Below are 12051 nucleotides of genomic sequence, written 5' to 3'. Positions count from 1 at the left end.
AAAATTAGAAATAAGAATAAAATACTATTGTATGAATAATATACTGGCTTTGTAGAATTAGTACTACAAATTAGCTTGAATTATTATGTTAAATTTGTAGAAGTTATTTATTTCTATGAGATATATTTTTATCCTTTTATTATTTATCTTAACGCTTTCCTCCAATGCACAAAATTATACTACACTTCGGTATAATATGGAGAATGGACTTCCTCAGAATAGTGTAAAGGATATTGTAAAGGACAAGTATGGTTTTATCTGGATTACCACAGAGAATAATGTTTTAAGATATGATGGCTATAAACTTGAAAAGTACAAAAACTCTGGCTTATCCAATTCTCATTTGGGCGACTTCTACGGGAGTGTGGAAAAAGACAGCATTATCATATTTGGTGATTTGCACGGTAAAAAGCTCATTCTTAAAAATAGAGAATTACAAAAATTTGAAAATAGAAAAATCACCAGAAATAAATTAAATAGAAAGGGAAAAGGATTTTCAATATTTAACAAAACCTCTTCGGAGGGTCTATATTACAACAATAATACTGATTACTTTATCAGTTTTGAAAAGGAAAGATATTTCTTTACCGATGGAAATCGGATAGATTACGAAAGAGGCGATATACACAAAACTTTGAATATCCCTTATGTCAATCTAAGAAATGCTTTTGCATTTAATGACGTTTTATTGATACGAAATCAGGAACAGAAAAAGTTATTCGCAATAAAAAAAGGTGAACTTTTGGAAATTCCTTGTCCAGCAATTCTTCTCGATCCAGAATCAAAAATCCATTGGCAACAAACTACAGGACAGGTTTTTATTATCAATAACGACAAATTGTACATAGGAGATCTCAGAAATAATCATCTGAATTTCAAATTATTGATAACCCACAACGATATAAAAAACCCATACCATTGTATTTTTTACGATAAAGATTACAATAAGATTTATATTGGAAGTTTGACAAAAGGTCTAAACATCCTGTCTCCCTACAATTTTAAAAATATACCTGAGGATTATGTTGCATATTCTTCTTTGCCTTTCAGTAGCACTACTTTTATTACTCCAAATGGACAAGAACTTGATAAAAATGGTCTCAGAAAAGACTACCACTTTCCTAAAATAGAAGGCAATACATTTCTTATGATGTATGATGAAAATGAGAATATTCTACGCGAAAAAACCAACACTCTCGAACGATTACTAAAAAACAAGAATTATCAAAAATCTGAAGAAATAAATTTTGGTAAAAGTGTAATAAAGATTTTAAGAAAAGTAGAACAATACTATGCTGTTGCTACAACAGACATGAGTAATAATAATTTTTTATGCTTGTATACCGACACTCAATTTCTAGAGCCCGCTTTTCAATTTCGTTTCACAAGGGAAGTTACAAGTGTTTGTTATATTGATAATGACCACCTTTTGGTCGGAACTACGGATGATCTATACAAAGTTTCTTTAAAAGCTAGAAAGATTACGAAAATCTATGACAGAATTACTGTTAAGCATATCATTAAAAATAAAGATGGAACATGTTGGATAACAACGAAGAACCAAGGATTTTTTCTTTTCAAATCTTCCAAATTAATCCAGATTACCCCTGATCGTGATAACGCACTTTTGACTGCTCACTATATTTTGGAGGATCCACAAGGTTTTTGGTGGATATCTTCAAATAACGGCCTTTTCAAAATATCAAAAAAGGAGATATCAAATTTCCTGAAAAACAAGAAGGAGAAACCTATCTATTATCGATACGACACAGGAAATGGTTTGCTCAATAATGAATTGAATGGAGGTTCGCTTCCCAATGCCTTTCAACTTGAAAATGGCGATTTTGTATTTCCATCTTTTAACGGTTTTTTGGTATTCAATCCATTTGATATAAAATCATATTATCCAAAAAAAGGGGAATTGCTTGTAGAAAGGATAAGGATCAATAACGGGGAAATTGAGAGCTTTAATAAAAATATAAGCTTAAAAAGCGATTTTGAACACCTGGAAATCTTGCTCGACATCCCATATTACGGCAATCAAAAAAATCTACAGCTGAGTGTAAAACAGGATGACCAAGGAGAGTGGAAAGATTTGAAACAACAAAGAAAATTAGATGTCTTCAATCTGAAGCCCGGGAAATATAAATTTACCTTCAGAGTTTACACAGGATTCGGCTATGACTACAAAACTGTCGATCTGGAAGTGGTTCCTTTTTTCTACGAGACCAATTTGTTTCATTTCATCATTGCTATTGTGGCTTTCCTAATTATTTTATGGATTATCTATTTCAGGACGAAACGTTTGTCTGGCAAAAATAAAAAACTCAAAAAACAACTGGCAACAGAATCCGATTATCAGAAAAGATTGATGGAAACTATTTCACACGATATCACAACACCATTAAAGTTTATCTCAGATTTATCTCAAAAAATAATAGAATCGAATGATCCGGACATTCAAAGGCAGTATTTTGACAGCATACACAAGTCTTCTGAAGAGCTCTACAAATTCACTTCAGACATGAAAGATTATGCACAGTTGTTTAAAAATTCCGATTCATACGAGATTTGTAATATTTATGATATAGTGGAAAAAAAAAGATTATTGTTCTATGAAATAGCCAAACAGAAGAATATCGTAGTTTCAAATGATATAGCGCCATTGCTTTCCATCAAAACAAAAAAAAATATGCTTTCTGTTATAATTCACAATATTTTGGATAATGCTATCAAGAATTCTGAAAATAGTAAGATTGAAATTAAGCGGGATCCCAACGAACTGGGACAAACCACACTTTTGATAAGCGATTGGGGAATTGGAATGAGGGACGATCAGATAAATCACTATAACGCCTTATCCAGTATAGATGTCGATGAAAGCTTAAATTTAAAGAATATAAGATTAGGCCTTAATTTGGTTATCCAATTGATAAAAAAGCTGGATGCTACTATTTTGTTTAAAAAAAACACCCCTAAAGGAACTGAAGTACAGATCACTTTCAAAAACTCTCCCAATGAAAAAAGTATTAATAATTGATGATCATTATGTAGTGAGGGCAGGAACCTCCTTAATTCTTCACAGCAATATCAAAAATTTGGAAATAAATCAAGTTTCATCATATCAGGAAGCACTTGCCAAAGTTAGAGCAAGTGAATATGACCTGTTACTTTTGGATATAGATCTTCCTGACACTACCAACAAAAAAATGATTTCGGAATTGAAAGGACTTGCAAATAATGTTAAGATTTTGATGTATACTTCTTACACAGACAATGACATTGCAATACAATACATCCGCGAAGGAGCCGATGGTTTTCTCAATAAAATGGCCAATGAAAAAGAGATTGTGAAAGCAGTAAATGAGATGCTGACTTTCGGTTACTATTTTCCACAGCAACTCGTGGGTATCATTGCACAGCAAATAAAAAAACGAAATCCTATCGAAAAGTTATCTGAGAGAGAACTACAAATATTTAATCTTCTCACAGAAGGAAATGGAAACCTCGAAATATCTAGTATAATGGGAATAAAAGCAACAACTATAAGCACTTATAAAAAAAGAATTTTCGAAAAGCTAGATGTTGATAATCTCTTTGGGTTGATGCAATTCAAAAAGAAACTTCATTAATTTTCTTAAAATAAAAAACCACTTCTGCAAGTGATTTTTGTCATTCCTAATTTGATTTTCCTCAGAAATAAGCTGTCAGTTTTAATCCTAAGGAAATAAAATCTATTTTTTCTATCGCAGAAGTATCATTGGAATGGAATCTTGTGCCATTGTAATTTGAAAACAGATAGAAAGTATAGAAGCAAAAAATATTTTTCTCAACATAGATTATTTCTCTTTATGGTAGGTTTGCTCATCTCCTGCTGAACTACCTTTGTAAGAAATAACCAACTCAGAATCCGATATATTTTTAATCAAAAGCGTATCTGTAAAAGATGACTGTTCTGCAACGCCTTCTGTATGACCAGACAAAAAGAGCGTGTCTTTCGATAATTTCCATTTTTCATATTTGATCGTATTGGTATTAATAGATTCCGCAGAATTGCCTGTTTTTAATTCAAAACCTTGTAGTTGACTTTCCTGTCCTGGAATTGGTTGAACCCATTTACCAACTAATTCTTGGGAATTATTTTTATAAGGTATTTTTTCAGAAGCTTTTTTTATGGAAGATGAATCGCAAGAAACAATCACCAAAATTGTCATGGCGGAAGCTAATAAGGTTTTCATATTATAATTAGTTATTTTAATTTGTCAAAATAGTTTAAAAGATTTTCGGAAAAAAGTGTGTATCACAATTTCTCCGTCAAAATAGATATATAAAATCGAATCTTTATAAAACCAATTTCCGTTGATATTATAAGTCCATAAATGAGAATCAAACAAATTAAGACCCTGTCCCATTTGTTCTATTACCTCTGGTTTGGTTCTTCCTCTCATGTAATAATAAGATTCTTTCATTTTACTGAAAATTCAAAAGATAGATTTAGAGTTACGAAGCTAGAAATATTTAAAATAAGAAAATGTACAAATTGTCTATAACTGTTGTAGAAATAATACTACAATTTTAGAATCCAATTTTCAAAGGATTTGTTATTTTAATTGATTAAAGGTTTATCAATTAAAATCTTTGAGAAAAAAAACTATAGCTAAATGTTGTAAACAAAATCCCGACTTGGTTGATTTAGAGGTTTTGTTTATTGGAGAATGTATCTTAATAACTAATATTCAATATATTTTTTGTGATAATATTATATATATTTAATAATAAAAGTTTCTCGATATGAAAATTATGGAAAATATTTATGAGGAAAAGCACATAAGGATTATAAACATTAATTCCCCCTTTTGTTCCCCCACTAAAACAAAAAGCCTTGTTAATAAAATGATTAACAAGGCTTTTAAGTACCCCAGACGGGACTTGAACCCGTACGCCAAAAGAGGCACAGGATTTTAAGTCCTGCGTGTCTACCAGTTCCACCACCAGGGCATGGTGTGGAGCGAAAAACGGGATTCGAACCCGCGACCCCAACCTTGGCAAGGTTGTGCTCTACCAGCTGAGCTATTTTCGCATAGTGCGGATGAAGGGACTCGAACCCCCACGCCTCACGGCACCAGATCCTAAGTCTGGCGTGGCTACCAATTACACCACATCCGCTTTATTTAAAGAACTTCTTTCTTGTTGTTTTGTGGTTGCAAATATAGAGACTTTTTCTTTTATCCACCAAATTTTTTTGAAAACTTTTTTATATTTTTTTTCAAGTTATTTTTCGAAATAAAAAACTTTCAATCTATTTTCGTTTTTATTACCTTTACCCTCATAAATATTTTTAAAATGGAGTTACAAGGCACTATTAAAAAGCTTTCTGATTTACAGACTTTTGCAAGTGGATTTCAAAAAAAAGAAATGGTATTGCTAACGGAAGAACAATATCCACAACCAATCAACATCGAATTTCTTTCTGAAAAAGTTGATTTACTAAATGCTTACCAAGAAGGAGACAAAGTAAAAGTTTCTATTAACATAAGAGGTCGCGAATGGACATCGCCACAAGGTGAGGTAAGATATTTCAACTCAATCACTGGTTGGAGAATCGAAAAAGTTGATGCTGGAGGCTATAACGAACCTGTTGCAGCACAAGGTGCGCCTGCTAACACCAGCCAAGCGACGAATGTTTTCGAAGAAGAGGAAGACGATCTTCCTTTCTAAAATATAATCACAAGATTAAATCCTACCTTATCGTAGGATTTTTTTATCCCAATGATTAGACTAGACGCCGACGATATTTCGTTTCCTGATCCGATGTTGTATAATCCTGACCATGGCGTTATTGCTATTGGCGGAGATCTACGTCCAGAACGTTTGTATTTTGCCTATCAATTAGGGATTTTTCCTTGGTACAACGAAGATTCAGACATATTATGGTGGTGTCCTGATCCACGCTTTGTTTTGTTTCCAAAAGAGATTAAAGTTTCCAAATCGATGTCTAAAATTTTAAACAGAAACGAATTTTATTTTACACACAATCACAATTTCGAACAGGTTATACGGGCTTGTCAAACGACTTATCGCCCAGACCAGGACGGAACGTGGCTAAATGAAAATCTTATTCAGTCCTTTATTAGCCTTCACAAAGCAGGTATTGCGCACAGCTATGAAGTTTGGCAAGGAGGGGAACTCGTTGGTGGATTTTACGGCATTAAAATAAATCGTGTGTTTTGTGGTGAAAGTATGTTTTCTAAAGTCAGTAATGCTTCCAAAGCGGGATTTATTAATTTTTGTAAAACCCATGAAGAGGAGTTTGACCTTATCGATTGTCAAGTTCATACGGAACATCTCGAAAGTCTTGGTGCCAAAATGATTTCTAAAAAGGAATATTTAACCTACTTATACCGATCGACACATGCCGAATGACAAATTAAAATGGATTCTTTTAATCGTACTTTCAATTATATGGGGTTCTTCATTTATTTTAATTAAAAAATCGCTTATCTACTTCACACCTTATCAAGTTGGTGGATTACGTGTTTTCATCTCTGCTTTGGTCTTGTTACCAATCGCGATAAAAGAAGTAAAGAAATTCCCAAAAGACCGGCTAAAATGGTTGATTATCGCAGCTTTGTGTGGTAACTTCATACCTATGTTTCTTTTTCCAATCGCGGAAACCGAAGTCAGCAGTAGCATTGCGGGAATCATCAACTCTATGATGCCGATTTTTGTAATTATTGTGGGAAGTCTGGCTTGGCATACGCCAACGAGTAAAACACAAATGTATGGCGTTGTTATTAGTTTTTTAGGCGCTTGTATTTTAGCATTCGAAAATTCTGGTTTGGGCGAATTAAAATTAATTCCGATTTTGTTATTGCTTCTCGCGACTTTACTTTACGCCATTAGCACTACAACTGTAAAAGCGAAACTTCATGACATTCCTGCGAAAATTTTATCATCTTTCGTTTTTGGATTTGTATTGTTGATTCCATCCTTATTAGCTTTGGTATTTTCTGGTTTCTTTTCTACTTTTTCCGTAGAAACTTTCAAATGGGAAGGTTTGGCTTATGTTGCGACTCTCTCAATATTCGGAACGGGATTAGCCATGATGTTAAACTACAAATTACTACACATTTCAACACCTTTATTTGCATCAACAGTTACTTTGGTTATGCCGATTGTTGCCGTTATCTGGGGATTTCTTGATGGCGAAACTTTGACGCCAATTCAGTATTTTGGAGGGATAATGATCTTGGCAGGATTAATATTTTTAAGAACCAAAACAACAAAAAAAATCACTTCGTAATGAAGTGATTTTAAATTTATTTCTTTCTCGTTTTTACTTTTTTAACGGCATCTTTTATAAACGGATATTTCTGTTGCATATCTTCAGATATTTCAGGATCCATTTCCAGAGCTAATTTGAGTGCTTCTGTGCCTTCATCATTTAAATTTAAATGAAAATAACAGTTGCTTTTCTGATAATGCAATTCTGCACGGTTATGCAACTGAATCGCTTTTTCTAAAAGGGTTAACGCATCTTCGTATTCGCCAATTAACATCAAAACTTCCGAATAGGCATACCAATTATAAAACCTAGAAGGCTCAACTGCGATTAAAGTCTTAAAACAATCTAAGCTTTCTTCAAAATCGCCAGACTCAATATATAAAAAGGCTAAACGTTTTTGATAATCGATATTATTTTCGTTCAACAGCACACTTTCTTTAGCGAAATGAAGCGCTTCTTTAAGTTTTCCCATTTCCTCATAAATAAAAGACTGCTCCATCATCGAAAGATAAAATTGTGGATCTTCTATTAATGATTTTTGGAAAAATGTTAAAGCTTGTACGGGCATTTTGTTCTCCTTGTAGCAAAGTCCAATTTTATAGAAAGTAAAGGCTTTGGTATATTCTAACTCCAACATTTCTTCATAAACAGCAATTGCTCGCATCCAATCGCCCAAAGCCTCATAGCAAGCTGCTTTGTTGGCATACACGCCGACAGAGTTAGGGTTAATTGCCAAAAGATAATCAAAAGCTTTTATTGCCTCTTCAAAATTCTTCTTGTTAAACTGAAGTTGTCCGTATTCAAACCAAGCGATTTCCGAAAAAGGATAACGGTCGAGATATTGATTGATAAAGCCTAAAGCTTCTTGATAACGGTTCAGTTTGTTATAACAAGACATTGCGTTTTCCAGAGAATAATCATCTTGTGGATCAAAATGCAAGGCTTTTGAATAATGTTTCAAAGCATTGAAAGGATCATCAAGATTAACATATTCGTCCGCAATAAAATTGTGTAAGAAATTCTGCTCTTCTTCCAACTCAAGCGCTTTCTCACAATATTCTATTGAGCGTTTTGGATTTCCAAGATTAGAGTAATATTTTGCGCAACATACCAAAAAGTCCGTCATGTCCATGCATGATGGTTTTAGCTCATCGATAAGTTCTTTAGCTTTCGTATAACGTTCTAGCTCTAGGAAAACCTCGAGTTGTTTTGTTTTTAATTCGATTGAGCTTGGATGTAATTTCAGTGCATATTTTGTTGCCAACTCCGCATACGAAATATCGCCTAACTCCAAATAATAAATAATGATATCCTCGTATTCTTCGCTATCGAAATAGAGTTCTTCATTATTTTCAATCATGTCTTCGAACTTTTTTGCAAGTTCATTTTCAAAAAATTCTTCCAATATTTATGTCTCGGTGGTCCATCGAAAAGAGAAATTTCTTTGCAAACTTCGACAAACCTTTATTAATGATATTTAAATTTAGTCAAAATAATTGAAACTAAATCAAACTTTTTATTTTAGCAATGATATCATCGCCTAACTTGTCAGCTTCTTCCTGAGATTTTGCTTCTGTATAAATCCTGATAATCGGCTCTGTATTTGATTTTCTTAAGTGAACCCAATTTTCAGCAAAATCTATTTTTACGCCATCTATGGTAGAAACTTCTTCATTTTGATACTCTTTTTCCATTTTAGTTAAAAGTGCATCAACATTAATTTCTGGCGTTAGCTCAATTTTCTTTTTTCCCATAAAATAAGCGGGATAAGTTGCTCTAAGCTCAGAAACAGTTTTATTTTCTTTAGCCAAATGTGTTAAAAATAAGGCTACGCCAACTAAAGAATCTCTTCCGTAGTGTAAATCTGGATAGATAATTCCGCCATTGCCTTCACCACCAATTACAGCGTCTTTTTCTTTCATCAAGGTCACAACATTTACCTCTCCTACTGCACTTGCAAAATATTCAGAATTATGATTTTTAGCAACATCGCGAAGCGCTCTACTCGAAGAAAGATTAGAAATTGCGCTTCCTTTTTTGTGTTTTAAAAGGTAATCTGCAACAGCTACTAACGTATATTCTTCACCAAACATTTCGCCTTTTTCGTCAATCAAAGCCAATCTGTCAACATCCGGATCCACGACAACGCCAAGATCAGCATTTTCATTTTTCACCAAGTCGCAAATGTCACCAAGATGCTCTTTCAAAGGTTCTGGATTGTGTGGAAAATGACCATTCGGTTCGCAATAAAGTTTCACAACATCGCAACCTAATTTCTCCAACAACATCGGAATTGCAAGACCTCCCGTAGAATTAACAGCGTCTAAAACGATTTTAAACTTTTTAGCTTTTATGGCGTCAACATCGACCATTGGCAAATCCAAAATCTTTTGAATATGAATGTCAAAAGCATCTGTATTCTCTTCATAACTTCCCAAGTCATCAACTTCAGCATAATTAAAATCTTCGTTTTCTGCTAATGCCAAAACCTTAGCACCTTCTTCAGCATTGATAAATTCGCCTTTGTTATTAAGAAGTTTCAACGCATTCCATTGTTTTGGATTATGAGAAGCCGTAAGAATGATTCCACCATCGGCGTTAAGCTCTGGCACCATTACCTCAACTGTTGGCGTTGTTGACAAACCAAGGTCCACGACATTAATCCCCAAACCTTGCAAAGTAGCAGTTACCAAAGATGACAACATTTGCCCAGAAATACGAGCATCGCGACCTATAACGAGTTTTAAATCTTTTTTATTTTGAGTATTTTGAAGCCAAGTTCCGAAAGCGGAAGCGAATTTTACAATATCTAATGGTGTTAAATTATCATTGACAGCTCCACCGATTGTTCCGCGGATACCTGAAATACTTTTTATTAATGACATACTTTATTTAAGTTTAAAAATATTTTGCAAAATTACGCAATTTAGATTTGGTAAACTAAAGCCTCAAAAACAATTTAATTTCAATTTTTATTAAACAAAAACTCTCTACAAAAAATTGCAGAGAGTTTTTTTATTATTGTCGTGCGAATACGTACATCATCTCAACTAACTCATACCCATCATGATATGAATAAGTTAATGATATTTTGTTCGGATCGAGAATTTTAACAATACCATTATTGAAATTCCAATTATAGCCATCATTATTATTCCCTTTTCCATCGGTTAGTTTCAAATTATTAGATTCAATAATATTGTTATGATTAGCTGTAATCACTTGCCAACCTGTGGGTTCTTTATATTCTACCACATTACATTGCGCATCATATCTATAGTATCTATACTTTTCGGAAATATTAAATTTCATTGTAGTATCCGTAAATACTGCTATTCCACTGTAGAAATAATCTTCTCTTTGCCCTGGACATCCTGTAGGCTCATCCACTTCCCACTCATCCGCAGGAACATCTTCGTCTACAATTTGTAAAAGTTTCCAATTGCCTGTAATAAAACTTTTAGGTAAAACTTTAATATTAAAACTTTTCGACTTTTCATTATAATCATCCTTATAATTTGCAGTCAAAGTTGTTACGACTGGTTGTGTTGCTGTTTGGTTTTTAAGTTTTAACTGAACATTAATTTTTCCATTGCTATTAAAGTTTACTTTTTCGATCTCTACTTCATTATTAGAAACGCTAAATTTTGCTCTTGCAAAAGTTGTATCATTTACCAATACATTGCTAGAATTAACCTGCTGTGGTATCAAAACATTTGTAACCATGGAAAAATTACAAAAAGGTATCTTTTGGTTAAGCCAAGTGGCAACTGAATTAATTTTTTCGAAATAACCTTCAAACTCTGCAAATTTTAAAAAGAAATCTGAGAAATTTCCAAAAGCATTGCCTTTATCACCGTTGATAACACTTCTTCTTTCGAAGCTATAATTCAATACTTTGGTGTCGCCTGTGATGAAATCTATAGTTGATTTATCCTGTATAGAGGAGTCTAAGATCAGCATTCGCGTATCTATGAATGCGCCTCCATATTTTTTTGCATTTTTAAAATTAATATAAATACCTACAAGCGCTGCACTTACTATAAAAGGATCCTTTGCCACCCACAGTACAACGCCACAAGTAGCAAGATAATACATAGAGGTCTTGAACATCAGGAAATTCTCATTAGCAATTAAGTTATCATCTTGACCTAGCATCATGCTTTTTTGCGGCGAGTTTTTTAGAATCTCATCGTACAAGTCCTTGTTTGCTGAGAAAAAGGTTGCCATCGTTTTTTTCTCTTCTGCTGTTGCTTTTTCGAATACATTTTTCACATTATTAAGATTGTCTTTTAGTAGACTTGTCTCATCGCTATTATCCAAAGTAGATGTATAATTATCCACTGAAGTCCAAAAGGTTTTTACAACATTTTCTGGAGTATCATTAAGCAAAACGTCTTTAATATTAAGATTAATTTTTTTATTTAGCTCCGCTACCTCCAAAGAACTATTGCCCAATACAGCATCTGATGGAATTACAAAAGCAATCTTGTTATCCTCAAATGACCTACACTCTAATGTTTCCCCTTGAAAGTTTGCAATATATGTTTGTCCATTTTTTGCACCATTCATTTCCTTAGCTACAATTTGCGTTTTGAATACCTCAAAAACAGTATCATCAATTGCAACTTCTTCTTCATTATTATTTACTTCAGTTTGACAACTAATAACCGAGACAATCATCATTATGAAAATGAAGATAACACTGTTTAATTTACTCTTTTTCATGTCTTATAATTTTTATTAAAAACAAAAATATTTTAATA

Annotated in this window: 10 protein-coding genes and 3 tRNA genes; 5 read left to right on the top strand and 8 right to left on the bottom strand. The window is 33.1% G+C overall.

The annotated features are described in order from the left end of the window. Positions 1 to 115: 115 nt before the first annotated feature. Both ACVFVN_RS02585 and ACVFVN_RS02580 read left to right on the top strand, forming a co-directional pair. On the top strand, positions 116 to 3040 hold the full coding sequence (locus tag ACVFVN_RS02585) for a sensor histidine kinase (RefSeq protein ID WP_456234050.1): 2925 nt from the start codon (positions 116 to 118) through the stop codon (positions 3038 to 3040). After that, entirely contained in the window at positions 3018 to 3632 is a 615-nt protein-coding gene (locus ACVFVN_RS02580; RefSeq protein ID WP_456234049.1) for a response regulator, read from the top strand. Before ACVFVN_RS02585 ends, ACVFVN_RS02580 begins: the two co-directional genes overlap by 23 nt. Before the next feature lie 207 nt (positions 3633 to 3839). On the opposite strand, the gene ACVFVN_RS02575 is transcribed toward ACVFVN_RS02580, so the two are convergent. The 5 genes from ACVFVN_RS02575 to ACVFVN_RS02555 form a co-directional block, all read right to left on the bottom strand. Next, positions 3840 to 4238, bottom strand: a complete 399-nt coding sequence (locus ACVFVN_RS02575; protein ID WP_165135622.1) for a lipocalin-like domain-containing protein — start codon at positions 4236 to 4238, stop codon at positions 3840 to 3842. A gap of 24 nt (positions 4239 to 4262) precedes the next feature. Next, on the bottom strand, positions 4263 to 4469 hold the full coding sequence (locus ACVFVN_RS02570) for a hypothetical protein (protein ID WP_456234048.1): 207 nt from the start codon (positions 4467 to 4469) through the stop codon (positions 4263 to 4265). A 445-nt stretch (positions 4470 to 4914) separates the two neighbouring features. After that, positions 4915 to 4998: transfer RNA gene (locus tag ACVFVN_RS02565), tRNA-Leu, on the bottom strand. A 6-nt stretch (positions 4999 to 5004) separates the two neighbouring features. Then, a tRNA-Gly gene (locus ACVFVN_RS02560) sits at positions 5005 to 5080 on the bottom strand. 4 nt (positions 5081 to 5084) lie between these two features. After that, positions 5085 to 5166, bottom strand: a tRNA-Leu gene (locus tag ACVFVN_RS02555). Between the two features lie 177 nt (positions 5167 to 5343). Here ACVFVN_RS02555 and ACVFVN_RS02550 point away from each other — a divergent pair. The 3 genes from ACVFVN_RS02550 to ACVFVN_RS02540 are packed head-to-tail and all read left to right on the top strand — an operon-like array spanning position 5344 to position 7303. Next, the gene (locus tag ACVFVN_RS02550; protein ID WP_165135619.1) at positions 5344 to 5718 is read left to right on the top strand and encodes a DUF3127 domain-containing protein; all 375 of its coding nucleotides are present in this window, start codon (positions 5344 to 5346) and stop codon (positions 5716 to 5718) included. A 51-nt stretch (positions 5719 to 5769) separates the two neighbouring features. Next, positions 5770 to 6423, top strand: coding sequence for a leucyl/phenylalanyl-tRNA--protein transferase (gene aat, locus ACVFVN_RS02545; RefSeq protein WP_456234047.1), 654 nt, complete (start codon positions 5770 to 5772; stop codon positions 6421 to 6423). Then, positions 6413 to 7303: a DMT family transporter gene (locus ACVFVN_RS02540; protein WP_456234046.1), complete on the top strand. Its 891-nt coding sequence runs from the start codon at positions 6413 to 6415 to the stop codon at positions 7301 to 7303. The genes aat and ACVFVN_RS02540 overlap by 11 nt, the downstream gene beginning before the upstream one ends. 16 nt (positions 7304 to 7319) lie before the next feature. Here ACVFVN_RS02540 and ACVFVN_RS02535 read toward each other — a convergent pair whose 3' ends face one another. From ACVFVN_RS02535 to ACVFVN_RS02525, 3 genes are all read right to left on the bottom strand, one after another. Further along, the gene (locus ACVFVN_RS02535) at positions 7320 to 8690 is read right to left on the bottom strand and encodes a tetratricopeptide repeat protein (protein WP_456234045.1); all 1371 of its coding nucleotides are present in this window, start codon (positions 8688 to 8690) and stop codon (positions 7320 to 7322) included. A gap of 97 nt (positions 8691 to 8787) precedes the next feature. Further along, positions 8788 to 10170: a phosphoglucosamine mutase gene (glmM, locus tag ACVFVN_RS02530; protein WP_456234044.1), complete on the bottom strand. Its 1383-nt coding sequence runs from the start codon at positions 10168 to 10170 to the stop codon at positions 8788 to 8790. 133 nt (positions 10171 to 10303) lie between these two features. Further along, positions 10304 to 12013, bottom strand: coding sequence for a hypothetical protein (locus ACVFVN_RS02525; RefSeq protein WP_456234043.1), 1710 nt, complete (start codon positions 12011 to 12013; stop codon positions 10304 to 10306). Positions 12014 to 12051: the final 38 nt, after the last annotated feature.

The sequence above is a fragment of the Soonwooa purpurea genome (assembly GCF_053891095.1).
This window is presented reverse-complemented; position numbering and strand designations above follow the sequence as displayed.

Bases quoted from the DNA above. Each gene is read 5' to 3' on its own strand.
- ACVFVN_RS02585 (WP_456234050.1), top strand. From the start codon at position 116: ATGAGATATATTTTTATCCTTTTATTATTTATCTTAACGCTTTCCTCC.
- ACVFVN_RS02575 (WP_165135622.1), bottom strand. From the start codon at position 4,238: ATGAAAACCTTATTAGCTTCCGCCATGACAATTTTGGTGATTGTTTCT.
- ACVFVN_RS02570 (WP_456234048.1), bottom strand. From the start codon at position 4,469: ATGAAAGAATCTTATTATTACATGAGAGGAAGAACCAAACCAGAGGTA.
- glmM (WP_456234044.1), bottom strand. From the start codon at position 10,170: ATGTCATTAATAAAAAGTATTTCAGGTATCCGCGGAACAATCGGTGGA.
- ACVFVN_RS02525 (WP_456234043.1), bottom strand. From the start codon at position 12,013: ATGAAAAAGAGTAAATTAAACAGTGTTATCTTCATTTTCATAATGATG.
- aat (WP_456234047.1), top strand. From the start codon at position 5,770: ATGATTAGACTAGACGCCGACGATATTTCGTTTCCTGATCCGATGTTG.
- ACVFVN_RS02580 (WP_456234049.1), top strand. From the start codon at position 3,018: ATGAAAAAAGTATTAATAATTGATGATCATTATGTAGTGAGGGCAGGA.
- ACVFVN_RS02550 (WP_165135619.1), top strand. From the start codon at position 5,344: ATGGAGTTACAAGGCACTATTAAAAAGCTTTCTGATTTACAGACTTTT.
- ACVFVN_RS02540 (WP_456234046.1), top strand. From the start codon at position 6,413: ATGCCGAATGACAAATTAAAATGGATTCTTTTAATCGTACTTTCAATT.